Source organism: Streptomyces sp. NBC_00435 (genome assembly GCF_036014235.1).
GTDB lineage: Bacteria > Actinomycetota > Actinomycetes > Streptomycetales > Streptomycetaceae > Streptomyces.
Map to the genome: position 1 here is coordinate 586890 of NZ_CP107924.1, position 25085 is coordinate 611974.

Sequence of the window (25085 nt, forward strand, 5' to 3'; positions counted from 1 at the left end):
CGGGATCAGCCCTTCGAGGCGGGTGCGGGAGCGGGTGCGGTGAGGGGTGCGGTGGCGCCGGCCGCCGGCACCCGGGCGAGGGAGGCATGGGTGATCCGCCCGATGTGCGTGACGAGTTCACCGACGGACATGGCGAGGATCGCGTCCATGTCCTTCTCGGACAGGAAGGCCATCAGGTCCACGTCCGCGCCGTAGCGGTGGTGGAGCAGTTCGGCGAGCGCGACGAACTCGATGCTCTCCAGGGCGAGGTCCTCGTTGAACGTCGTCTTCATCGTGACCTCGTCCGCGAGGAGGTACTCGTCACCGACGATCTCCACGAGCATGCCGGTGATCTCGGCGAGGATGTCAGCTGCCATGACTGGTCTCCGTGAGGTGGAAGGGGACGGGGGACGGAGTCGCGGGACCGTCGGTCCAGGCGACGATGTGCACGGGCGCCGCCTCCGCGAGCGGGGTGGTGCGGACCGGGTACGGGTGCCCGTCCGGGGACAGCACCCTCAGTCGGCCGGATCCGGGGTCTCCGGCCGCCCGCCAGTCGCGGGGCCGGCCGCCGAGTCCGGTTCCGGCCGCCTTGGCCGCCGCCTCCTTGGCGCACCACAGCGCCGTGAGGGCGGCCTGCAGGCCAGTGCCCTCGTGGGCCGCCAGCCGCTCGGCGAGGGCGAGTTCGCCCGGTGCCAGCGCGATGCGGATCAGGGCGTCCGGGTCGGTGGTGACCGGCTCCACGTCGATGCCGACCGGGTGGGTGCGGTGGGCGAGGGCGACCGCGATCCGGTCCTTGTGGGAGATCGTCAGCCGGACTCCCGCGGCCAGGGCTCCCCCGGCGTGGGGCCGGCCCGCCTTGTCGTTGCCGACCGGCACCTCCACCGGGAAGACCGGTCCGGCTCCGCCGTCCCACAGCAGTTGCCGCAGTGCGTCCTTGGCGGCGATCCGGCCCAGCAGCCAGGGCGCCCGGGCGCGCGGCGCCAGCCGCTCGTACGCCGTGCGCTCGGCGGCGCCGAGGTAGCGGCGCATGACGAGCTCCTGGGAGGCGGGGTCGCTCCAGCGGCGCCGGGCCAGGCACCACCCCTCGGGCCGGGGTTCACCGATGCCGCACACCTCCGGGGTGAACTTCATCGGCCAGACCCGTTCGTCGGCGCCGAACCGGCGGTACGTCCAGCCGTCGATCAGGGCCCACACCCGCCCGTCGGCCCGGCAGAGCTCGATGTCACCGCGCACGGTGGCATCGCGCACCTCCCGGATCCGGGCGGTGGCGGTCACCAGCTCGTGGGCGGCGGGCGGGGGCCCGGAGAACCTGATCCGGTCCACGGTGGCCGGGAACACCAGCCGGTCGACCGGGAGCCGCAGCTGCATCCAGTGCCCGAAGAGCTGTCCCGCGGCATCGAGCAGCGCACCCGGGTCGGGCAGCGCGCGCAGCACCCCGCGGATGCCGTCGGAGCCGACGTCCAGCACCTCGTGCACGCCCGCGAAGCGGGGGCCGTGGAACATCCACCGGTCCCGGTAGAGGGCCTCGGCACTGACCGGGGCCGGCCGCGGGTCGCGCAGCGGCGTGGGATCGGGCCCGGGTAGCGGAGAGTAGCGCTCCCCGAGGAGCACGACCACGTCGGCGTACTCCCCAAGGGTGACGCGCATGCGGCCGGGTCCGTCGCCGCGGACGGTGACCGCCACGTCGAGGGCCGGTTCGACGGGGAGCCAGCGCAGGGCCCGTACCCGCTCGTGGCCGATCACGGCGAGGCCCGGCGGGGCGTGCCGCAGCGCAGCCCCGGCCGCCAGCTCCAGCATCGTGGTCATGGGTACGACGGGGAACCGGTCGGAGGCCTCCGGCCAGCCGTCGGGCTGCAGGTAGACGCAGTGGTCCCGTACGTAGGGCTGCGCATCCAGCGAGAGCCGCAGGGTCTGCTCGGTTTCCGCGTCCAGGGCCGAGAGCAGGACGGGCCGGGGTCCCGCGGCCACCGGGGCGGTTGGGTTGGCTGGGACTGCCGGAACCCTCGTGTCTGCCGGGGGCCGGAGGCCGCCCAGGGCCGTGCGTGCCGCCTCGCCCAGACGGACCAGCGGCGACCCGAGGTCCAGGTGCACGGACCGCCCTCGGACAGGCGGCGCAGGCGGCGCAGCCGGTACGGACGGCGCAGCTGGTACGGCCGGAGTGGCGAGCGCGGCCCTCAGGCGGTCCCAGCGCGGGGCGTGCCCCTCGGTCCACAGGGCGGCGCAGGTGCGCCGGAGGGCGGCAAGGCCCGTGAGCCGGGGGGAGGAAGCCGACACCGAGAGGTGGGGGCGCCCGCGCAGGGTGTCCTCGACGAAGCCCGGCAGGCTTCCCGGACCCAGCGTGACGAAGCCGCGGACGCCCGCGTCCTCGTAGAGCCCGAGCACCAGCTCGCGGAACCGGACCGGCTCCAGGAGGTGGCGGACCACCAGCTCGCGCACGTCCTCGGGCGCCCGGGGGAACGGCGCGCAGGTGGTCGCCGACCAGAGCGGAAGGGTGCCCGGCCGCAGCGGCAGCCGGCCGAAGGCGGCACGGACCTGTCCGAGGTAGGGCTCCCACATCGGGGTGTGGAAGCCGGAGCGGAAGGGCAGTTCCTGCCCGATCACACCATCGGCCTTCAACCGTGCCAGCACAGCCGCCACTTGCTCCGGTTCGCCGCATATCACCGACTGGTGCGGGCAGTTGTCGTGGCTGACCACCACCCCGTCCAGGCCGTGGAGCGCCGCCTCCGCCCGCCGGGTCCCGCAGCCCAGCGCCGCGTAGACCAGATCCGGGACCTTGAGCGACCCCGGCCGCAGCGAGTCCAGGAAGGTGTCGGCCGCGTCCTGCGGATACATTCCGGCGGCGACCATCGCCGCCCACTCCCCCAGGCTGTGGCCGGCCAACACATCGGCCTCGATGCCCAGTTCGGGCAGGACCCGGGCGAAGAAGCGGCCCGTCGCGATCGCGTCCAGGGCCCGTTCCATCAGCTCCTCGCCCCGGCTCAGCCGCGGCCGGTCCAGCCCGAGCCGGTCCGCCACGTCGTCCAGGGCCGGGGTGAACTCCGGCTCCAGCCCCGGGAAGAGGAATGCCAGCCGGCCGCCCAGCGGCTCCGGCGCGAACCACACCTCCCCGCGCCCCCGCCAGGCCCGGCCGCGCGCCACCACCTTCGCGGCCAGCGCCAGCCGCTGGGGCGTGGGGCCGACCACGGCCAGCCGGCACGGCCCGTCCCCGCCGGACACCGGGGAACCGCTCGCCAGCCGGGCCGACAGCTCGGCCGCACCGGTCGCCCCCATCAGGAGCACCTCCTCCCGCGCGGGCGCCCCGACCGGCACGGCCGGACCGCCGAGCGGGAGGAACCGCCGTACGGGCACGGCCCGCCGGACGGCACCGGGGGCCTCTTCCAGCACGACGTGCGCGTTGATGCCGCCGAAGCCGAAGGCGTTCACCCCGGCGCGGCGCGGCGCCGGGCCGCGTTCCCAAGGCTGGGCCGTCGTCACCGGCCGCATCCGCGTTCTCGACAGCTCCGGGTGCGGCTCCTCCAGGTGGAGCGTCGGCGGCAGCACCCCCTCGTGCACCGCGAGCGCCGCCTTGATCAGCCCGGCCATCCCGGAGGCCTGCATGGTGTGCCCGAGCATCGATTTCACCGAGCCGAAGCCGATGTCGCCCCCGCCTTCCAGCGGTGCGCCGAACACCTGGGCCAGCGTGTCCAGTTCGGCGGTGTCCCCCACCGGGGTCCCGGTGCCGTGCGCCTCCAGCAGGCCCAGCGCCCCGGGGGCCCGCGGATCCAGGCCCGCCTCCCGCCAGGCCCTTTCCAGGGCCCGCACCTGGCCCGCTACGAGCGGGCTCATCAGGCTCGCCGCCCGGCCGTCCCCGGCCACGCCCGTGCCGCGGATCACCGCGTAGATCCGGTCGCCGTCGCGCTCCGCGTCGGCCAGCCGCTTCAGCAGCACCACCCCGGTGCCCTCGGAGAGCAGGGTTCCGTCGGCCCGCCGGTCGAAGGGCCGGATGCGCTCGCTCGGGCTCAGGGCCCGCAGCTGCGTGAACACGCTCCACAGGGTGGCGATGTGGCAGTGGTGCACGGCCCCGGCGACCACGGCGTCGCAGCGCCCGCCGGCCAGCAGGCCCACCGCCTGGTCCACCGCCAGCAGTGAGGAGGCGCAGGCCGCGTCCAGGGTGTACGCGGGGCCGCGGAAGTCCAGCCGGTTCGCGGTCCGGGCGGCCGTGAAGCTCGGTACGAGCCCGATCGACGCGTCCGGCCGCTCCGGACCCAGGGCGTCCTGGAAGGCCGTGCGCACCGCCGCGATCCGCCGCTCGCCCAGCTCGGGCGCGAGTTCCCGCAGCGTCTGCGCCAACTGGTGCGCGGTGCGCACGCGCTGGTCGAGTCGCGCGGTGGCCACTCCCATGAATCCGCCGCGTCCCAGCACCACCCCGATCCGGGAGCGGTCGGCCGGGAGGCGCCTGTCGCCGCCCGCGTCGGCGACCGCCTCGGCGGTCGCGTGCAGGGCGAGCATCTGGTCCGGTTCGGCCCCCTCCACCGCGGCCGGCATGATGCCGAACCGGGTCGGATCGAAGGCGGCGAGGCCGTCCACGAAACCGCCCCGCCGGCAGTAGAAGCGGTCGCCGGCGGCCGGTCCACCGGCGCCGGCCGGGTCGTAGTACACCTCGGGATCCCAGCGTCCGGGCGGGACTTCGCCGATGCAGTCCGTTCCGGCGAGGAGGTTGCGCCGGTAGGTGGCCAGGTCCGCGGCGCCCGGGAACACCGCCCCCATCCCGACGATCGCCGCGTCGGTGGGGCGCGGGCCGCGCCCGCGCGGTCGCCGCCGCGGCTCAGCCACGTCCCTCACGCTCCCCGCGGTCCTCGGCCATCAGGACCACCTGTACGTCGGTCCCGTGCGCGAGTTCGGCGAGGAAGGCGGCGGTGCCCGCCTCGGGCTCGATGAGCGGTATGCCGCGCCGGGCGTAGGCACGGGCCAGTTCGGGGCTGACCATTCCGCCCGCCTCCGGGGCCCAGGGGCCCCAGTCCACGGACAGCACGCGGCCCGGGAAGGACGCCGCCCAGCCGTGGGCGAGGCCGTCGAGGGCGTCGTTGGCGGCCGAGTAGTCGCTCTGGCCCCGGTTTCCGTACACCCCCGCCACGCTCCCGAAGAGGGCGAGGAACCGGGGTGCGGGCGCCGTACCGTGCTCGGCCGCGGCGGCGGCGAGGTTCCGGGCGCCCGTCACCTTGGTGGTGAACACCTCGGTGAAGGCCTCCGGCCGCTTGTCGCGGAGCAGCCCGTCGTTCAGGGTCCCGGCGCCGTGCACGATGCCGTCCAGCCTGCCGTGCCGCTCCCGTACTCCGGCCACGACGGCCCGTACCGCCTGCTCGTCGGTGACGTCCGCGCAGTGGTAGCGGACGGACGCGGCCACCGCGCCGAGGTCCGTCAGGGTGGCGCGCACCTCGCGTGCGGCGAGGATCCGCGAGGCCGCGGCCTCGATCTCCGCCGGGGTGCGCAGGCCGGTCGCGATCAGGGCGGCGCGCAGGGCGACGCGGTCGGTGGCGTGCCCGAACCCGTCCGGCCCGGTGGGGGGTCGCGGTGTACGTCCGACCAGCTCGACGTGGCATCCGGTGGCCCGGGCCAGCGCCACGGCGGTCCGCGCGGTGATCCCGCGGGCTCCGCCCGTGAGCAGGACGACGGAGTCCGCGCCGAGGGGCGGCGGGCCGTCCGTGGGCGCGAGCGGTGCGGGTACGGGCCGGCGGGTGACCCTTACTCCCTCGGCGGTGTAGCCGACGGAGGCGGGGCCGGCCGGGTCCTCGGCGGGGGCGGCGGCCGCGTGCGGCTCGGGGGGCACGGGGAGCAAGGGGACCACGGGGAGCCCGCAGCTCAGCTCGGCGAGGAGTTGCTCCGCGATCCGTTCGGGGTCCTCCTTGGGGTGGACGTCCACCGCGCGGATCAGCCTGCCGGGGAATTCCAGGGCAGCACTGCGGGCGAAGCCGTGCAGGCCGGCTCCGGGGGTTCCGTGCGAGGTGACCAGGAGGAGCCGGTGCACACCGCCGGTCAGGGCCCGCTGCAAACCGGGAAACGCCCCGGGCAGGACGGGCTCCGCGCCGGGCCGCAGGGCGGACAGGTCGAGGACCGCGTCGAACCCGGCTTCGGCCTCGACGAGTTGCCCTACCTCGGCCCCCCGGGCCCGCAGGGCCGCGGTGAGGGCGGGCGCAACGCCCAGTCCGTCCCCGACGACCCCGATCCGCAGCCCGCGCAGGACCTCCGGGTCCCCGGAGGGCGCCGGCAGGGGCAGCTCCTCGACGCGCAGCCGGCTGAGTGCGGGTGCGACCGCCACCGGGTCCGGGTCCGGGTCCGCGGAGGAGGTCGCCGCGGGCACGGCGGTGTGGGCGGGCCCGGCGGTGTGGGCGGTGACCCAGTCGACGATGCCGCGCAGGGTCTTGATCCGGGAGAGTTCCTCCACGGCGGACTCGGCGGATCCGCCCGGATCCTGGGGAAGGCCGATCCGGTCGGCCAGGGCTCCGATGATCTCGACCCGTTTGATGGAGTCGACGGACAGGTCCGCCTCCAGGTCGAGCTCCGGGTCGAGCATGTCCCGCGGGTATCCGGTCCGGGTGTGGACGATCTCCACGATCACGTCCATCACCTCCTCGGGCGACCGGACGGACGCACCGGGCGGTGACGCCCCCGCACCACCGCCCCCGTCCCGGTCCTCCCCGGCCGACCCGCGGCCGGCCGTCCCGCCGCCGTGCGCGTCCGCGCCACCCTCACCGTCACCCGCCGGCCACGACCCGGATCCCCCGGCCCCGGGACCAGCACCCGCCGCAACCCCGCCGTAGGCCGCCGCCCACGTACCTTCGGGGATGCCCGGCGGACCCGGCACCGCGGCCGGGCCCGTGGCTGCGGGGTCCGGCCACGGGCCCGGTACGGCGCCGGGATCCGGAACCATCGTCTCCAGGGCCGGGCCCGGATCCGCGGCGGCCCGGGACCACAGCGCGACCGGCTCGGCGCCGGTCCGGGCCCGCGCGGCGGCCGGGTCCCCCTCGGCCCACGGCCGTGCCGTGACCGGCGCCGACGAGCCCAAGTAGCCCAGCAGGACGTCGCGCTGCGCCTGGACCAGTTCGCGCGAGCCGCGCAGGTACTCCAGGACCGCCGCCCCACGGGGGTCCGCGGCCCCGGGCCGGTTGCCCCCCACGGGCGGTCCGGCGGCCGGGAACGGGGCCCGGTGGCCGTTCACGGGCCCGGGGGCCGGGCCGGCCGGCTCAGCACTCGAGGTCTGGATCATCTGGTGTCCTCCCATGTCCTGCGCTGCGGCGAACGGCATGCTTCCTGCGGCCCTCGGGCCGTCCACGGTGTGGCCCCGGCGCCCGTTGATCCGGTCGGCACCCGCCGCCCGGTCCCGGCCCGCGGGCACCCTTGGGCGACCGGGTCCGGAGGCGGCCGGCCCGGGCAGCGCCGCGGCACCAGGCACGGGCATCACCGCGGTCCCGGCCACCGCCCCGGGCGCCGCCGGGACACCGTGTACGGCACCCGGCCCGGAACCCGCCGGCGCCCCCGGTACGGATCCCGCCCCCGTCACCCGGCGGGCCGGGCGGAGGCCTCCGGGGACCGGGGTGCCGTTCGACGTGCGGACCAGGTGGCCGTCCACCAGCCAGCCCGGGCGGCGGGGAGCGCGCTCGGGGAGCCGGGAGGTGCGGCCGCGGAACAGGGCCTCCGGTGCCACCGGCACGCCCGCCGCCGTCAGTTCCGCCAGGGCCGTGACGAGGCGCAGCAACCCGTGCTCGCCCGGCACGTCCAGTGGGACCACCGTGTGCGGCCGGTCGCGCAGAATGCGGCCGACCAGCCCGGACAGGACGCGGCCCGGCCCCGCTTCGACGAAGGTCCGGACCCCGGAGGCGTACATGTTCTCCACCTGCTCGACGAACCGGACCGGCTCGGCGACCTGCCGGGCCACGAGGTCCCGTACCTCCCCGGCAGTGCTCGGGTACCGGCCGGCCGTCGTGTTGGACCAGACCGGGACGGCCGCGTCGGCCAGCGCCGTCCCGGCCAGCTCGTCGGCGAGAGCCGCGGACGCTCCCGCCACCACCTCGCTGTGGAACGCACAGGCCACGGGGATCGGGTCCGCCGACACGCCCGCGTCCCGCAGTGCGGCCACCGCGCCGGCCACCGCGGCGGACGGCCCCGAGATCACGCACTGCCGGGGGGCGTTGTGGTTCGCCACCACGCAGCCGGTGCGCTCCGCGATCTCCCGTACCCGCTCCGGCGCGGCCACCACCGCCGCCATCGCCCCCGGGTCCGCGCCGGCTGCCGTCACGATGGCCTCGGCCCGGCGCGCGCTCAGCCGCAGCAGGCTTTCCTGGTCCCACACGCCCGCCGCCCACAGCGCGGTGAGCTCGCCGTACGAGTGTCCGGCCACGCAGTCCGGCCGTACGCCCAGCGATCCGAGCAGCAGGTGCGCCGCCGAGCCCGCCAGCCCCAGGGCCGGCTGGGCCACCCTGGTGTCGGTGACCGCGGCCCGCTGTGCGGCCCGCCCCGGCGCGGTGAAAGCAGCCGGAGGGAACATCGCGGAGGTCACCGCCCCGGGCGCCGCGTCCAGCAGTTCGCGCAGTGCGGGGAACGCCATGAACAACTCGCCGAGCATGCCGGGGCGTTGGCTGCCCTGTCCCGGGAAGAGGAAGGCCACCTGCCCGGGATCGGCCGACTCCTCCCGTAAGTGGATCCCCGCACCCGGCTCGAAGGTCCGCGCCCGCTCCAGCCGGGCCGTCAGTTCGTCCAGGTCGCCGGCCACGACCGCGGCCCGGACCGGGCCGGCCCCGCCGGTGTCCGCCGCGACCTCCGCGGCGAGGTCACGCAGCGCCCAGGGGCGCCCGGCCGCGTCGTTCTCCTCCAGCCTGGCGGCCAGCCGCGCCATGGCCCGGCCCGCCGCCCGCCGGTCCGCTCCGCGGAAGCAGAACAGCTCGGCCGGCCACTCCTCCAGCCCGTGCCTCGGCTCCTCCGATCCGGCGTAACCGGCCAGCACCGCGTGGTAGTTCGTCCCGCCGAAGCCGAACGCGCTCACTCCCGCGATCCGCCGCTCCGCGGGCGCCGCCCACGGCCGCGCCTCGGTGTCGAACGAGAACGGGCTGGTCTCCGGCCGCCAGGCGGGGACCGGCGCGTCGAGGTGCAGGGTCGGCGGCCGTACGCCCGCGTGGACCGCCCGGGCCGCCTTGATCAGTCCGGCCAGGCCGGCCGCGCACTTGGTGTGCCCGATCTGCGATTTCACCGAGCCGAGCGCGCAGGCTCCCGGAGCGGCACCCGCCGCGGTGAACAGGTCGCTCAGCACGGCCAGTTCGGTGCTGTCTCCGACCACGGTGCCGGTGCCGTGCGCCTCGACCAGGCCGACCTCGCCGGGGCTGACGCCCGCCCGGGCGTAGGCCCGTTCCAGCGCCCGCCGCTGCCCTTCGGGCCGGGGCGCGGTCAGTCCGAGGGAGCGTCCGTCGCTGGAGGCTCCGACCGCCTTGATGACGGCGTACACCCGGTCGCCGTCCCGCTCGGCGTCCGCGAGCCGCTTCAGGACGAGCGCTCCCACCCCCTCGCCGAGAGCGATTCCGTCGGCGGCCGCGTCGAAGGGCCGGCAGCGGCCGCCCGGGGACAGTGCGCGGACGGAGGAGAAGAGCAGGTAGTCGTTGATGCCGTTGTGGACGTCGGCGCCGCCGCACAGCACCATGTCGCTGTCCCGGTCGCGCAGTTGCCGGCAGGCCAGGTCCAGTGCGGCCAGCGAGGAGGCGCACGCCGCGTCGACGGTGCAGTTCGCTCCGCCGAGGTCCAGCCGGTTGGCGACCCGGCCCGCGATGACGTTGGCAAGGACGCCGGGGAAGGAGTCCTCGGTGAGCCGCGGCAGTTCCCCGTCCAGCTCCGGGGGGAGCTCTCCCAGGTAGCCGGGGTACAGCGCGCGCAGCCCGTAGGCGCCGGCCAGTTCGGTACCGGCCTCCGCACCGAAGACCACCGAGGTCCGGGACCGGTCGAATGCGCGGTCCTTGCCGTAGCCGGCGTCCGTCAGGGCCCGCGCGGAGATCTCCAGGGCCAGCAGCTGCACCGGTTCGATCCCGGCCAGCGAGGCCGGCGGGATGCCGTGGGCAAGGGCGTCGAAGGGCATCGGGCCCAGGAAGCCGCCCCAGCGGGACGGGGTGCGCTCACCGGCCCGCGCCGGGTCGGGGTCGAAGTGGATCGCCGGGTCCCAGCGTTCGGCCGGCACCTCGGTCACCGCGTCGTTCCCGGCCAGGATCCCGGCCCAGTAGGCGGCCAGGTCCGGTGCGCCGGGGTAGGCGCAGGCCATGCCGACGATGGCGACGTCCAGCGGCCCGGGCGGCGGCTCGTCACCGCTGGGCGCGGCGAGCTCCCCGGCCCGCCGCCGCAGCAACTCGGTGGCCCCTTCGGTGACCTGCGCGTGCAGGGCGGCGATCGTGGTGGTGCCGGATCGTAGAGCGGCGGCCTGGCCAAGCATGAACAGCCCCTCCTCGTGCTGCTGTTCCTCGTCCACGGACTCGAGCCCGGAGCCGTCCGCACCGCGTCGCAGCCCCTTGCTGGCGATCCTCAGCCGTCCCAGGTTGAGCTGCTCCAGCTCCTCCCACACCTCGCGCGGTTCGGCGCCGCCGTCCGCGAGCCGCCGCCGGGTCTCCTCGAAGGTGCCGGCGTACGGGGTGTCCGCACACCGTGTGGCATGCCCGGGCGCGGTGTGCAGGAGCACGGTGTCCGCGCACTCCACCGCCGCGCGCTGGAACCGGGGCAGGACAGCGCCCGCTGCCACCGCCTCCTCGGTGAAGAGGTAGGCGGTGCCCATGAGCACCCCGATGCGTGCGCCCCGTTCGGCCAGTGGCGCCGCGGCCGTCACGGCCATCGCGGCGGAGCGCTCGTCGTGGATGCCGCCGGCGAACAGCACGTCCAGCGCCGCCGGTTCGGGGCACGACAGCAGCAGCTCGATCTGCTCCTCCCACAGCGGGAACGAGGCGCGGGGCCCGACGTGGCCCCCGCACTCCAGCCCCTCGAACACGAACCGCCGGGCCCCCTCGGCGAGATACCGCTCCAGCAGCCCCGGTGAGGGCACGTGCAGGTGGGTCCGGATCCCGGCGGCCTCCAGCGGGGCCGCCTGCCCCGGGGTTCCGCCCGCGATGATCGCGTACGGGGGCCGCACCCCGGCGACGGCCGCCAGCTGCTCGGCCCGCAGTGCGGGCGGGGCGAAACCGAGCAGCCCCACTCCCCACGGCCGGTCCCCCAGCCGCTCGGAGGCCTCGGCGAGGAGCCTTCGCACCTCCGGCCCCTCCATCACCGCGAGCGCCAGATAGGGGACCCCGCCCCCGGCGGCCACCGCTTCGGCGAAGGCGGCCTGATCGCTGACCCGGGTCATCGGCCCCTGCGCGACGGGGAGCGGCGCTCCCGGCTCCCGGCCTGCCGCCAGCGGCCGGGCCCGTACGACGGCCGCCAGATGCCCCTCGACCGCTGCCCGGATCGCCCGGAGGACGCCGCCGGTCGTCCGGTGGGTCGCGGCCAGCCGGGCGGCCGAGGCCCCGTCCTGCCCGACCGGCAGCAGCTGCGCACGCAGGTCCCGCGCGCCGAGCAGGGCGGCAGCGGGCCCCTCGGGCGGGCTCAGGTCGGGGCGCGCGTACACCCGGTGGTCCCGCACCAGCCGGGTCTCGGATCCGTCCATGGCCCGTACGGCCGCGGCCACTTCGGCGGGCAGCCCGGCCTCCCCCTCGGGAGTCAGGGCCAGTTGTACGTCGACCAGCGCTCCGGCGGCTCCGCCCGCGACGGCGGCGGCCGCCGTGTGCGGCCCGATCCCGCCGTACGCCCGGACGGGCAGGGTGATCCCGGGGTCCGCGAGCAGCTGCTGGAGGAGGACGAAGGTGGTGGTCCCGCCCACCCGGCCGCCGGCCTCGTGTCCCTTGGCGACGAGCGCGTTCACCCCGGCGGCCGCGGCGGCCGCGGCCCGCACCGGATCGGTGACCTCGGCCCATACCCGCGGCCGCCCGCGGGCCGCCGCCCAGCCGGCGACCCGCTCCGGCGTGTGCGACGCGGGGTCGGCGAGCAGCACCGTGTCCACCTCCGGCGGCAGCTCCTGCGGCCCGACGGGGCAGCCCTCGGGCACCCGCACCCCGTAGCGGCCCCCACTGAGGCGGCGGGCGAGCTCGGCGAAGGCGCGCCGCGCGGCCCCGGCGTCCCGCCCGAGGTCCAGCAGGCCGAGGGATCCGGCGCGCTCGGCGGCGATGACGATCCGCGGGTTGGGCTCCCCGAACGGGCTGACCGCGACGACGAGATCGCGGTCGGCGGCGTCGAGCCGGCCGGGCCGCCGCATGGGCAGTGCCGGCATCGACGGCGGGAGCGGCGGGAGCGGCGGGGACGGCGGGAGCGGCGGGGACTGCCGAGGTCGCGGGGACCGCGGGAGCGGGGACTGTGGAGGTTGTGGGGACACGGACGCTCCTCTTCCAGTGCTGTGTGACATGGCGCATTGCGAGGCGGAAGACGGGGACAGCGGCGGGCGGGCTTCCCGCGGAGGGCTGGATGCGAGGCGTGCGACCTGTGCGTCGGCCGGGAAACCCGCGGGGAGCAGGCTTGAGCGGTGGTCAAGTTCCCTGGCGCCGCGATGCATCGTGCGGTGACTGTCCCGCACTGTCAACGGTCATCCGGAGCACTCCGCTCAGTGCTCCGTGCGCCCCCCGACCGCCCTTGCCGCCCCTGGTCCGCACCGGCGGAACACTCCCGCCGACGCGGTGGCCTGCGGCGTTGCGGCCCGGGCGGCCCCGCCCCGGCGCGGGGGCCGGCGTACGCCGTACGCGCGCCTCATGCCGCATCGGTATGGGTTGCCGCCGGTCCGGCATGACCGCTTTTGCGCAGTCCGGCACTTGTTCACCCGACGAGCTCTTACAGGTACACCCTCGCCCGGTTACCGTCCGGTCATGACCCCCACCCTCGCCCAGCTCCGCTACCTCGTCGCCGTCGCCGACTGCCGCTCCATCACCGGCGCGGCGGCATCGGTCTTCGTCGCCCAGTCCGCGCTGTCCCGGGCCGTCCAGGCCATGGAGCGCGACCTCGGCGTCGAACTGCTCGCCCGGCGGGGAAGGGGGGTGGACCTCACACCGGAAGGGGCCCGGGTCGTCCGGCTGGCCCGTACCGTGCTCGACGCGGTGGAGGCCATAGACGACATCGGCACCCCCCACAGTCAGGGCGCGCGGGCCGCCCTGACCCTCGTCACCACTCCCACCCTGGCCCTCGATCTGGCCTCCGAGCTGGTCCAGGCCTTCACCGAGCGGCACCCCACCATCGACGTCAGACTCCACCAGTACGACAGCCGCGAGGCCGTGGTCCAGGAACTGATGCAAGCCAAAGCCGAGTTGGCCCTCGTGGACCTGCCGGTCGACAAGGAGCTCTCCACCCACCACATCCAGGAGCGCGAGGTGGTGCTCATCTCGCCCGCCGGCTCCCTGCTGCCCGACCCGCTGCCCTTCCGCGCCCTCGACGGCCTGCCGATGGTGCTGCCCAGCCCCGGGACCGGCCGGCGCACCGAGCTGGAGGCCATGTTCAGCTGCCTCGGTGTGCGCCCGGTGCCCTGCCTGGAGGTCGACGAACGACTCGGCTGGGTGACGGGCGTGACCGACGGCCGCGGCTCCCTCATCTGGTACCGGGACGTGGTGGCGCGGGCCTTCGGCAGCAGGGCGGAGATCCGCTCCTTCACTCCACCGCTGCTGCGCCCGGTGGGGATCGCGCATGCCCGGCGCCCGCTGAGCCGGGCGGCCCGCGCCTTCATCGCGCACGCCCGGCACAACGCTCCCGTACGTGAACCCTCCCGCTGACCCGTGTGTTCCGGTCCGGCCGCGCCCCCTCCGGGCGGGCCGGCCGGAAGGTACCCGGCGGCCGCGCAGACATGCCCACCCGGCATTGAACGATGCTCGAACGGAGGGTGATTGACCCTGGCGTCATGAATTGACGTCCCATCACATGGTGGGCATGTTCCGACTACGCCTCACACCCCCAAGGGCCGTCGCCGCCCTCGCGACCGCGGCCCTCGCCACGATCCTTCCGGCCACCGCCTGGATGGCCGGCGCCGCCGACGCCTCGCCGTCCATGGCCTCGCCCGTCACGGCCGCGTCCGGGCTGCGGGCCGGCGCCGCGCCCGCTCCCGAGCGCAAGTGCACCCTGCCCGGGGGCCTGACCGAACTCAGCGGCCTCGCCATGAGCCGCAAACACCCCGGAGTCTTCTACGCGGTCAACGACAGCGGAAACACCAACCAGGTCTTCGCCGTCGACTGCAACAACGCCACCGGCCGGCTCGCGGCCACGTTCACGGTGGCCGGGGTGGGCAACACCGACTGGGAGGCGCTGACGATCGGAAAGGATGCCTCGGGCGCCCCCACCGTCCTCGTCGGTGACATCGGCGACAACTTCGGCGGCCGCGCCGAGATCACCGTGCACGGCTTCACCGAGCCCGATCAGCTCGCCAACGCCACGGTGACGCCCGTGACGTTCCGCTTCGCCTACGCCGACGGCAAGCACGACGCCGAGTCCCTGCTCTCCGACCCCGTCACCGGGCGGCTCTACATCGCCAGCAAACTCATCGGAGCGGCGGGCCAGTTGTACCAGGCGCCGCTGCCGCCGGCGCCCGGAGCGCTCAACACCCTCACCGCGGTGCGGCCGGGCCCGGTCTTCACCACCGACGGCTCCTTCTCGCCGTCCGGGGCCTCGTACACCCTGCGCAGCGGCGGTCCCCTGGGCGCCAACACGGCCTCGGTGTACGACACCGCGGGCACCAAGCTCGCGGACGTCGCCCTCCCCGCCCAGTCCCAGGGCGAGACCGTGACGTACGCCGACTGCACCAGCCTGCTCGTCGGATCGGAGAACGACACCCAGATCTGGCGCGTCCCCCTGCCGCCGGAGGCGACTCCGGGCTGCGGCGGAACTCCTACGCCGACCCCGACCCCGACTCCTACGCCGACCCCGACCCCGACTCCCACCCCGACACCCACACCCACGCCGACACCCACCCAGACTCCAGGTGAGCTGAAGCTGGTCAACCCCGGCCCCCAGAGCTGCAAGTTCAACCAGAGCTGCACCATCCAGCTCACCACCACCGGCGCGAAGCCCCCCGTCCGCTACACCGCCACCGGACTCCCCTGGGGCCTGACCCTCGACACCAACACCGGACGCATCACCGGCAAACCCTGGGCCACCGGAACCATCCAGATCACCGCCACCGCCACCACCAACACCACCGCGACCACCACCTTCCCCCTCACCCTCAACTGGTTCTGAGAGTGCCGGAGCCCCAGCCTCCGCGGAGAGGCTGGGGCCTGCGGATCGCGGTCAGGACGGGACCGTCAGCACGGCACCACGTAGTACGCGGGGCTGAAGTTGAAGTCGCCGCTCCGCTCCGGCCCCATCCACTGGATGGGCTGGTGGGCACTGTTCTGGATCTGCCCCCATGCGCCGTCGGTCTGGCGGCTGTACCAACCGCCGACCCCGTTCCAGTCGTAGAGCTTGTAGGTGGTGCAGTGCGGAAGCACGAAGTAGCGGTAGGTCGTCTGGTCCTTGTAGAGACAGATGGCACCCACCGGGCAGGGGATGTCGGGCGAGTTCTCGGGCAGCCAGCCTTCGACCGGTCCCCACACCCTGGCACGGGAGTTGTCCCCGGTGACGGAGGCGGAGGCCGTCCCCGGTACGGCGCTGGCGACGAGTCCGACGGCCAGGGCGGCAGTCGCGGCCACCTTGCCCGCGTTCCTGCGTACCCTCCTGCCTGCCCCTGCCCTCTTGCCCGCGTTGTGGAAGGTCATGACGGCTCCTTCGGAGTTCGAGAGGTGGTCCTGCGGGTGCGCCGGGCGGTGGTGGCGTGCGGGATCAGGCACTGGCGCACGTGGGTACCCCGGCCATCCAGGCATCGCCCCTGAGGTAGATGTTGGTGATCCAGCCACCCAGGTCCGGCACATAGGACCAGGCGTCGTTGGTGACGCCCTCGGCGGTGACCGACTGGGCGTGCGCCTGGCAGGAGATCACCACGCTGGTGCCGCCCGTGATCGTGGTGACCACGGCCGCGCCCGTGTTCGGCTGCGCCCGGATGTTGAGGGTGCCGCCCCAGGTCGCGTGGCCGATGCTGCTGCCGGTCGAGCCTCCGGCATCCCCACAGGTGGGGACACCGGTCATCCAGGCCGGACCCCTGAGGTAGATGTTGGTGATCCAGCCACCCAGGTCGGGCAGGTAGGACCAGGCGTCGTTGGTGACGCCCTCGGCGCTGATCGACTGGGCGTGCATCTGGCAGGAGATCACCACGCTGGTGCCTCCGTTGATCGTGGTGACCACGGCCGCGCCCGTGTTCGGCTGCGCCCGGACGTTGAGCGCGCCGCCCCAGGTCGCGTGGCCGATCCCGCTGCCGCCACCACCCGCACCGGGGACGGGGACGTCACGGCAGGACGGCACGTCGGTCAGCCAGGCCGGCCCTCTGAGGTAGATGTTGGTGATCCAGCCGCCCAGTTCGGGAAGGTAGGACCAGGCGTCATTGGTGGTGCCCTCCGCCGTGACCGGCTGGGCGTGCGCCTGGCAGGAGATGAAGACGCTGGTGCCGCCCGCGATGGAGGTCACCACGGCCGCACCGGTACCCGGCTGGGCGCGGACGTTCAGGGTGTCGCCCCAAGTGGCGTGCCGGATCTGCCCGGTGTCTCCGCCGCCCGGTCCGGGACCGGCCTTCGACTGCATGCGCAGGGCGCCGGCGTAGTCGTTCTTGGAGCCCCAGCGGAAGTCCGAGACCATGATCTTGGTGTCGGACTGCTGCGCTTCGACCATCAGCCCCTGCCCGAGGTAGATGGCCACGTGGTGGATGGCTCCGGGCTTCCCCCAGAAGAGGATGTCTCCCGGCAGGAGCGGGGCCGTTCCGGAGGACGCGCCGAAGCGCGTGGAGCCCGGCGGATAGAGTCCGTAGAGGTTGTTCGTCAGGCCCGGGGCACCGGCGATGTCGTAGCCGTAGGCCTGGGCCAGAGCCCAGCGCACCAGGCCCGAGCAGTCGAACGCGGTCCGGAACGGATCGTTCCTGGAACGGACGGGATCCTCCTGGTCGATCGCGCCCCTGGTCTGACCCGGCTTCGAGCCGTGCCCGCCGGTCCAGACGTACCAGGTACCGGCGTCGGCCACGGCGCAGGCCGCCCTGACGGTCTCCCTGGCGATCTCCGAGATGTCGTCCGGGTGTTCGTGTGCCTGGCACACCGTCGCGGCGTGCGCCGGCCCGGCGGCCGCCGTCAGCGACACGGTGCCGGCCAGCACGGCCAGTACGGCCGCCAGCGCCGCTGTCCTCAGTCTCAGTGTTGGTCTCAGAGTCAGTGTCAGTCTTCGCAGGAGTCCGCGCACTTCGGTCCTTTCCTCCTCGGGTGACGATCGGGACGTGGTCGGCCGGCCCCCCCGTGGGCACGCTCGCGCCTCCCGCCCACCGCGATCCGGCGGACGTCGTCCTGGCACGGATCCCGCGCCGGCCGACCGACGCCCTCACTGTGCCCGGGCCCGGCTATGCGTCCGGCAACCGTGCGCTATACGCGGGCACTAACCGCCTGGACCTGCACGGACACCGCCGCCGGGCGGATCCGCCACCGACCCTTCGTGCGGACTGCATTCGAGCCAGGAGACGGCCCGGGAAGGAGTTACGGCGCCGCGGCACGCACATTAAGATCGCCCGCACCGTGTGTTCCTAGGGGGGAGACCACCATGCAGTTCACGGTTCTGGGAGAGGTGGGAGTACGCGGCGCCGACGGACTGGTCGAGGTGCAACGCCCGCAGCGGCGAGCCGTACTGGCCTACCTGCTCCTGAACGCGCGGCAGCAGGTCACCCTCGAACGGCTGATAGACGCCGTCTGGGCCGACGAGGCACCGAGCAGTGCCCGGACCCAGATCCACGGTGCGGTCTCCACGCTGCGCCAGACCCTGCGCGGGACCGGTCTGGCGGACCGCATCCGGACCACCACCGACGGCTACACCTGCTCCGTCACCGACGGCGAACTCGATCTGCTCGCCTTCCGCTCCCGGGTCCGTGACGCCACCGGTGAGATGTCCGGCCGCCGGGCGTCCCTGGCGGCGGAGAACCTGCGCGCCGCGCTCGGCCTGTGGCGCGGCACCCCGCTGGCCGGAGTCAACGCGGCCTTCGTGGAGCCGGCACGCGCGCGGCTGCACGAGGAGCGGCTGGACGCCTGCCAGCAGCTGGCGGCCTGTGAGCTCGGCCTGGGGCGGGAGGCCGAACTGGTGCCGATGCTGACCGAACTCGTCGAGGCCAACCCCCACCGCGAGCAGCTGGTGGGGCAGTTGCTGATCGCGCTGTACCGCACCGGCCGGCAGGCCGAAGCGGTACGGCGCTTCGCCGGGGCCCAGCGGTTCCTCGCCGACGAACTCGGCCTCGACCCGGGGCCGGAGCTCGCCGCCATCCATACGGCGATCCTCCGCGGTGACCCCGAGCTGGCGACGCCCGCGACTCCCGCGACGAGTCCCGCCTTCGGCTCCGCGGTCCTGACCACGGCGACCGCGCCGGCACAAGCGCTGCCCGAGACCCCTGCGCAGACCCCTCCCCCCGGCCCGCCCCCCGGCCCGCCCCAGGTCTCCCGCCCGGCACCGCCCCAGGACCCCGACCCGGCCGGACGTTGGCCGCGCCGGCGCCTGGTCCGCCTGGGACTGTCCGGTGCCGCCGTCGCCGCCGCGATCGGCGCCGCCGTCACCCTCGGACTCCAGGAGCGGGACGCACCCCGGCCGCCCTCGGCCGGCCCGGGTACGGCCGGTCGTACCTCGTCCCCGTCACCGTCGTCGTCCGCCGCCCCGATCAGGCCCGCGCCGACGGGCCCGGCCGGCAGCCTGGCGCCCGTCCGGGTGTTCAACGTCGACGGCGACTGCAGGACGCAGTCCGAGCGCCTCCCCGCGTGCCGGCTCGGACTGGCCAAGAACCCGTACGCGGCCTACGACCTGAACAACGTCGTGCCGCACCGGGTCTGGCACGGCGACGTCCTGATGGCCGACTGCATCGTGCCGAACGGGATCCGCATCGAGGACGAGCACGGGGTGGGGACCCCCATCTGGTTCCGGGTCCACCTGACGGACGTGCCCGGAGGCACCGCCTGGTTCCCGGCGGTCCGGACCCACGACGACCCCGGTCTCCCCGTCTGCGCCGCCTGAGTGGACCGGCCGGCGTACGGCCAGAACCTCGACGTCCCGTTTCCCGTTGGCCAGGCGCCGCTCCCTTCGCGGACGGCCACCCCGCACCACACCATCGCGTCGAACCAACCTCAGGGACGGACCAATTGAGCACCATCGGCATCGGACAGGCGGCGATCCTCGGCGTCGTCGAAGGGGTCACCGAATTCCTGCCGGTCTCCTCCACCGGCCATCTGAAGATCACCGAGGGCCTGATGGGCATTCCGGTGGACGACAAGGCCGTCGTCGCCTTCACCGCCGTCATCCAGGTCGGAGCCATCGCCGCGGTCCTGGTGTACTTCTACAGGGACATCGTGCGGATCGTGACCGCGTGGGGACGCGGCCTGGTCGACCGCGAGGAGCGGTACCACCACGACTACAAGTTCGCCTGGTGGGTCATCTACGCGACCGTCCCCATCGTGGTCGTGGGACTCGCCGCCAAACCGCTCATCGAAGGCACGCTGGCCTCCCTGTGGGTCGTGGCCGGCTCCCTGATCGTCGGCAGCGGGCTCATGTGGGCGGCCGACCAGCTGGGCCGCCACAAGCGCGGCGAGGACGACACCAGCCTCAAGGACGCGATGCTGGTGGGCAGTTCACAGATCCTCGCTCTGCTCTTCCCCGGCTTCTCCCGCTCCGGCGCCACCATGTCGACCGGTCTCATCCTCGACCTCGAACGCGTCGCGGCGACCCGCCTCTCCTTCTTCCTCGGCATCCCCGCACTGACCGGCGCGGGCCTTTACGAGCTCAAGGACGCCGTCGGGGCCGGGGTGGACACCCTCCCGCTGGTCGTCGGCACCGCGGTGTCCTTCGCGGTCGCCTACGCCTCGATCGCCTGGCTCCTCAAGTACGTCGCCCAGCACTCCTTCAACGCCTTCGTCATCTACCGGATCGCCGTCGGCGTCCTCCTCTTCGGCCTTCTCGGGACCGGGGTCCTCGCCGCCTGACGGCAGCGGGCGGCCGGTGTCACGGAGCCGGTGTCACGGAGCCCGCGTCGCGGAGCCCGTGCCACGAGGCCTGCGCCACGGAGCCGGGGACCGCTTCTTCGTCCCGCGATCGTCTACAGTGCAGTAGACGACGCGGGATCGCGGCCGCCTGGGCGTCGTGCCCGGCTGCCCCCCGCCGCACCCGGCTCTCCTCCGGCACCAGAACGGACCCGTGCGATGACCCCGACGTACGACGGCTCGGCCGTCCCCGTGCGGCGCAACCGGGCCACCCTGGCCATACGGTTGAGGAGTGGCCCGCCGCATCCGCTGCTGGCCGGTTCATGACCCGGACGGGTCCGGCCCGCCGGGCCGGCCGGGTGGCCCTGACCTCGGCGGCACTCTTCGCTCTGCTCACGGTGTGGGTCGTGCGCGCCCCGGACCACTTGCTGCCGGCCGATGCGGCCACGCACCGCTGGTCCGTGGAGCACCGACCGGCCGTCGCCCGTGCGCTCGCCCTCCTGGTCACCGACACCGGCACCGGGTTCGTCCCCTACGCACTGCTCGTACTCGCCGGCCTCTACGCGGGCCGCACCACCCGACAGCGGGCATTCACGGCCGCCGCCCTGTTGCTGTGCCTCGGCGCCGGTCAGGCCCTGCGCTACGCGGTGATACTGCTGGTCGCTCGCCCGCGCCCAGACGCGGGTGACTGGGCCGCACACGCCTCCGGCTGGTCCTACCCCTCCGGCCACACCACCACGGCCGCGATGACCGCCGGGCTGCTGATCGCCGCCCTGTGGCTGCGGGGGCGCGGGGTACCGCGAACGGCAGTCGTGGGGCTCGCGGTCTGGGCCGCGGCCGTCGGACTCACCCGGGTCCACCTGGGCATGCACTGGCTGTCCGATGTGGTCGGGGGCTGGCTCTTCGCCACCGCCTGGCTCGCCCTCCTCGCCTCCGCGCACTTCCGGCGGCGGTGATCGTCCACAGCGCGACCCTAGGCCGAACCCGGCCGGCCGTGCGCCCGGCGAGCGGCGGCAGGACTCAAGGGAGGAGGAGCGGGACGATCAGCAGGGCGATCAGCGGGGCGATCACCGACCGCCTTCCTCCAGCAGCCGCCTGAGCTCCGCCTCGTCGTCGGGGCCGAGCCCTTCGACGAACCGGGCCAGGACCACGCTGCGGTCGCCGTCCCGGTCGAGCTCGCGGTGCATCCGGCGGGCGGTGAGGCCGTGGACGTCCTCGACCGGGTAGTACAGGAAGCCCCGCACGCCCGGGTTCCGGTCGACGACGCCCTTCTCCTGCAGCCGGGCGAGCAGCGTCGCCACCGTGGTCCGGGCCAGCGGCTGCGGTATCGCCGCCCGCACCTGCGCCGCCGACTGCGGTGCGCCCGCCGTCCAGAGCGCCGCCAGGACGCTGGACTCCAGCTCGCCCGCCGGCCGGCGTTCGCTCGCGCTGTCCGTCACGGAACCTTCCTCTCGGGTTGATCGTCTGCGGCGAGGTGGACCGACCGCTGTTCCGCGGGCACCGGGCGGCAGTCCCACTCCGGCCATCATTATCGACCGGCCGGGCCCGCCGCGCCCCGGAGCCGGACCACGGATCCGTGGCCGAAAAGTGACCCCTGGTCACCACGCTGCCGCGACCGTACGATTCGACTGCCCGGTAGCTCCGGGCGACAACTGAATGGCCGTTTGACCTGGGGGAAGCCGGTGCGATTCCGGCGCTGACCTGCAACCGTGTGGGGCGCGTACGCGCACCGAGTCGGGGAGCCCAGCACGCGGTTCGTACCTACTCCCCCTGTCATGGTCTGCAGCGCGGAGCCCTGAGTCACCGACCCGTCGACCGCCCGTTCCCGGTGCCCGGGGGAGCGTGTGCTGTCGGCCGTGTCCGGGCGGCCGGGTTCGTGCTGTGGGCCGGACCGCCCGGAAGGCAACACATGAACCCGAACCTCGTCCGCCGCACCCTCGTCACCGCGGCCGCCCTGGGACTCGCGCTCGCCACGGCCCCCGCCGTCGCCCACGCCAAGCCCGTCGCGCACACCAATGCCCCCGTCAAGGTCAACATCACGGTCCAGGGCCCGAACGGAGTGCTGTTCAAGGGGAAGATAAAGACCAAGGGGCACGACGTGACCACCGCCACCGGTGGCACGCACAAGTGCGACGGCACGAACGGCTCGGCGAACCCGAGCGCCGTGCCCACCCCCACCGCCGCTCTTGACGACGCGGCCAAGAAGAAGCACTTCACCTGGGACGGCGCCTGGTACGCGTCGTTCGACGACTTCTCCGTCGACACGATCAAGAAGGTCAGCAGCGGCGGCTCCGCCTACTGGAGCATCTCCGTCAACGGCGCCCCCACCCCGGTCGGCGGCTGCCAGTTCAAGCTGAACGCCGGTGACCAGGTCGCCTTCACCTGGACCTCCTTCTAGGCCGTCGGCCGAGGGCCTGTCACAGGCGGCGGGCCTCGGCCGGCGTCACCGGCTCGCCGGCCCGGACTCCGTGCAGGACGTGGGCCAGTACCTCGGCGCCGCGCACGACACGGGGTCCGGGGCGGTTGAAGTAGGCGGGCCCGTCCAGGACCCAGACCTCCCCGGCCCGTACGGCGGGCAGCTCGTCCCACCCGAGCAGCGAGGTCAGGAGATCGAGCTCGCGCAGGGTCCGTTCGGGCGGGAAACCGCACGGCAGGAGCAGGACGACGTCGGGGCGGGCGGCCCGTACCGCGTCCCAGGTCATCGGCGCGGTGTGCTCGCCCGGTGCGGCGAGGAGCGGTTCGCCTCCGGCGTACGTGATCTGTTCGGGCACCCAGTGCCCGGCGGGCCACAGCGGGTCCAGCCACTCGACGGCCACCACCCGGGGCCGGGTCCGGTCCCGGGTCAGCCGCCCCACCTCGGCGAGCCGGCCGCGCAACTCCTCCCGCCGCCGCTCGGCCCGCTCCCGTACGCCCAGCAACTCCCCTACGGTGACCAGGCAGTCCAGTACGTCGTCGAGGGTGCGCGGCTCCAGGCTCAGCACCCGGGGGCCCGCGTCCAGTACGCGCACCGCGTGGGAGACCGCCTCGTAGGACACCGCGCAGACGTCGCACAGGTCTTGGGTGAGCACGATGTCCGGTTCGAGCGCGGCGAGCGCCCCGGTGTCCAGGGTGTAGAGCGAGGAGCCCGAATGGGCGGCCCCGCCGACGGCTTCGGAGATCTCCCGGCTGCTGAGCTCCTCCGCGGCGAACTCGGCCTTCGTGACGACCGGCACCGCGGCGACCTCCTCCGGCGGCCAGTCGCACTCGTGGGTGCGTCCGACCAGGTCGGTGGCGAGACCGAGGTCCGCCACGATGTCCGTGGCCGCCGGGAGCAGGGAGACGATGCGCATGCACCGACTGTAGGCGCTCGCCGCCGGCCCGCGGCCGCGGGTTCCGGGTACCCCGGGCGGTCACCCCGGCGGCCGTGCCGACCCGCGGGAGCTCGGCCGCCTCCCCTGCCACGATCCTGCGCGCACACCCCAACATCCAGGTCGTCGCTGGCCAGTTGGCCGGGTCGAAGCCGGACCGGATCCCCGTTCGCCCGGTACGGCGCCGACCGCCTCCGGTCGTTGGAGTCGCGCCATGGCAGCCCGCGCGAAGGATTCCCGGAGCCCGACACTCCCTACCCTTCGGCCGGGCCGGCCCCGCACCTCGGCCAAGGGCGAACAGGCGCGCGCACGGCTGATCCCGGCCGCGCGGACCCTGCTCGCCGGTGGGACGAGCGACTGGCCGCCGCCCAGTCGCTCGACGTCGAGGTCGACTCCGGCTCCATCCTCCGGACCCTGATCCTCACCCTCACCACCGGCTCCACCGCCTGAGGCGCATCGCCTGACCGACCCGGCCTTGACGGGTCCCTTCACTTCACGCATGCTGACTGAAAAATCAGTCAGGATCTATCGAAGGCGGTCCTCGCGTGACCTCGTACGAACTGCTCACCTCCTACGGCTCACCCCTCGGCTCCCCGGCCCGCACGGAGCCCGCCGAGCGACGGCTGCTGCGCGTCGGCCTCGTCCAGATGCGCTGGTACGCCGACGAGAGCACGCACGACGACCGGCTCCGCGAGGGCGTCGCGCTCGCCGCAGCCGAGGGCGCCACCGTCGTCTGCCTCCCCGAGCTGACCCGCAGCCCCTATTTCTGCAACACCGACGACCCGATGGGCGACGGCGCCGCCCGCTACCTGGAGGACGTACAGGACGGCCCCACCGTCAGCCTCGCCGCCGAACTCGCCACCGGACTCGGCATCACCGTCCACGCCTCCCTCTACGAAAGGGCGGCGGACGGCGGCCTCGGGTACAACACCGCCGTCTGCGTGGCCCCGGACGGCGCGCTGATCGCCCGGACCCGCAAGAACCACATCCCCGCCTTCCCCGGGTACCGGGAGGACCTCTGCTTCCGCCCCGGCGACAGCGGCTTCCCGGTCGTCTCCCACGAGGGCGCCCGCTTCGGCTTCCCCACCTGCTGGGACGAGTGGTTCCCCGAACTGGCCCGGGCCTACGGCCTGCAGGGCGCCGAGATCCTCGTCCACCCCACGGCCATCGGGTCCGAGGTCGACCTGCCCGAGTTCGACACCCGACCGATGTGGGAGCACGCGATCAGTGCCAACGGCCTGGCCAACGCACTGTTCATGATCGTGCCCAACCGCACCGGCACCGAAGGCCGCTCCACCTTCTACGGCTCCTCCTTCATCTCCGACCCCTACGGCCGGGTCATGCTCCGCGCACCACGGGACCGGCCCGCCGTCCTGGTCGCCGACCTCGACCTCGACCAGCGCCGCGACTGGCTGGGATTCGGACTGATGCAGACCCGCCGGCCCGAGCTCTACGGCCGGCTCACCGAACGCCGCCACGTCCGGGCGGCCTGACGCGGCGGCAGGCCTACGGGCCCCGGCCCACCGCCGCCCACGGGATACGCCACCGGCTGCTGCTGTGTGACTGACCAAGCGCTCGGGCAATGGTTTGGACGGAGTCGTTCCGGCGGATCACCAAAGACCCGGGTGTCAGCGTGCGAAACCGGACCCGCGCGATGGTGATCGCGTACGGGTCCGGACCGGAG

Annotated in this window: 15 protein-coding genes and 1 riboswitch; of the genes, 8 read left to right on the forward strand and 7 right to left on the reverse strand. The window is 74.4% G+C overall.

Annotated features, from left to right (window positions below):
• Nucleotides 1-5 precede the first annotated feature (5 nt).
• The 3 genes from OG389_RS02665 to OG389_RS02675 are packed head-to-tail and all read right to left on the reverse strand — an operon-like array spanning nt 6 to nt 12280.
• Nucleotides 6-356, reverse strand: a complete 351-nt coding sequence (locus tag OG389_RS02665; RefSeq protein WP_328296814.1) for an acyl carrier protein — start codon at nt 354-356, stop codon at nt 6-8.
• Entirely contained in the window at nt 346-4791 is a 4446-nt protein-coding gene (locus OG389_RS02670; protein ID WP_328296815.1) for a beta-ketoacyl synthase N-terminal-like domain-containing protein, read from the reverse strand. Before OG389_RS02670 ends, OG389_RS02665 begins: the two co-directional genes overlap by 11 nt.
• The gene (locus OG389_RS02675) at nt 4784-12280 is read right to left on the reverse strand and encodes an SDR family NAD(P)-dependent oxidoreductase (protein ID WP_328296816.1); all 7497 of its coding nucleotides are present in this window, start codon (nt 12278-12280) and stop codon (nt 4784-4786) included. The genes OG389_RS02670 and OG389_RS02675 overlap by 8 nt, the downstream gene beginning before the upstream one ends.
• Nucleotides 12281-12866: 586 nt before the next feature.
• On the opposite strand from OG389_RS02675, the gene OG389_RS02680 reads away from it, so the two are divergent.
• Nucleotides 12867-13760 (forward strand): LysR family transcriptional regulator, encoded by an 894-nt coding sequence (locus OG389_RS02680; protein WP_328296817.1) that lies wholly within the window; start codon nt 12867-12869, stop codon nt 13758-13760.
• 154 nt (nt 13761-13914) lie between these two features.
• Nucleotides 13915-15216 carry a putative Ig domain-containing protein gene (locus OG389_RS02685; protein ID WP_328296818.1) on the forward strand — a complete coding sequence of 434 codons (1302 nt, stop codon included), beginning with the start codon at nt 13915-13917 and terminating at the stop codon, nt 15214-15216.
• Nucleotides 15217-15281: 65 nt separating this feature from the next.
• Here OG389_RS02685 and OG389_RS02690 read toward each other — a convergent pair whose 3' ends face one another.
• Nucleotides 15282-15734: a hypothetical protein gene (locus OG389_RS02690; protein WP_328296819.1), complete on the reverse strand. Its 453-nt coding sequence runs from the start codon at nt 15732-15734 to the stop codon at nt 15282-15284.
• Nucleotides 15735-15798: 64 nt separating this feature from the next.
• Nucleotides 15799-17295: an NlpC/P60 family protein gene (locus OG389_RS02695; RefSeq protein WP_328296820.1), complete on the reverse strand. Its 1497-nt coding sequence runs from the start codon at nt 17293-17295 to the stop codon at nt 15799-15801.
• Nucleotides 17296-17646: 351 nt separating this feature from the next.
• On the opposite strand from OG389_RS02695, the gene OG389_RS02700 reads away from it, so the two are divergent.
• From OG389_RS02700 to OG389_RS02710, 3 genes are all read left to right on the forward strand, one after another.
• Entirely contained in the window at nt 17647-19095 is a 1449-nt protein-coding gene (locus OG389_RS02700) for an AfsR/SARP family transcriptional regulator (protein ID WP_328296821.1), read from the forward strand.
• 125 nt (nt 19096-19220) lie between these two features.
• On the forward strand, nt 19221-20057 hold the full coding sequence (locus OG389_RS02705) for an undecaprenyl-diphosphate phosphatase (RefSeq protein WP_328296822.1): 837 nt from the start codon (nt 19221-19223) through the stop codon (nt 20055-20057).
• Nucleotides 20058-20377: 320 nt separating this feature from the next.
• Nucleotides 20378-21010, forward strand: a complete 633-nt coding sequence (locus tag OG389_RS02710) for a phosphatase PAP2 family protein (protein ID WP_328296823.1) — start codon at nt 20378-20380, stop codon at nt 21008-21010.
• Between the two features lie 111 nt (nt 21011-21121).
• Here OG389_RS02710 and OG389_RS02715 read toward each other — a convergent pair whose 3' ends face one another.
• The gene (locus OG389_RS02715; RefSeq protein ID WP_328296824.1) at nt 21122-21493 is read right to left on the reverse strand and encodes a BlaI/MecI/CopY family transcriptional regulator; all 372 of its coding nucleotides are present in this window, start codon (nt 21491-21493) and stop codon (nt 21122-21124) included.
• Between the two features lie 180 nt (nt 21494-21673).
• Nucleotides 21674-21820: riboswitch (cobalamin riboswitch) on the forward strand.
• A gap of 143 nt (nt 21821-21963) precedes the next feature.
• Here OG389_RS02715 and OG389_RS02720 point away from each other — a divergent pair.
• Nucleotides 21964-22452 carry a DUF4430 domain-containing protein gene (locus tag OG389_RS02720; RefSeq protein ID WP_328296825.1) on the forward strand — a complete coding sequence of 163 codons (489 nt, stop codon included), beginning with the start codon at nt 21964-21966 and terminating at the stop codon, nt 22450-22452.
• 19 nt (nt 22453-22471) lie between these two features.
• Here the strand turns inward: OG389_RS02720 and OG389_RS02725 are convergent, their stop codons facing one another.
• Nucleotides 22472-23383, reverse strand: a complete 912-nt coding sequence (locus tag OG389_RS02725) for a cobalamin-binding protein (RefSeq protein ID WP_328296826.1) — start codon at nt 23381-23383, stop codon at nt 22472-22474.
• Between the two features lie 219 nt (nt 23384-23602).
• Between OG389_RS02725 and OG389_RS02730 the strand changes: the two genes are divergently transcribed.
• Together OG389_RS02730 and OG389_RS02735 are read left to right on the forward strand one after the other, a co-directional pair.
• The gene (locus tag OG389_RS02730; protein WP_328296827.1) at nt 23603-23851 is read left to right on the forward strand and encodes a hypothetical protein; all 249 of its coding nucleotides are present in this window, start codon (nt 23603-23605) and stop codon (nt 23849-23851) included.
• Between the two features lie 95 nt (nt 23852-23946).
• A complete protein-coding gene (locus tag OG389_RS02735) occupies nt 23947-24894 on the forward strand; it encodes a nitrilase-related carbon-nitrogen hydrolase (protein ID WP_328296828.1) in 948 nt (315 codons plus the stop codon).
• Nucleotides 24895-25085 lie beyond the last annotated feature (191 nt).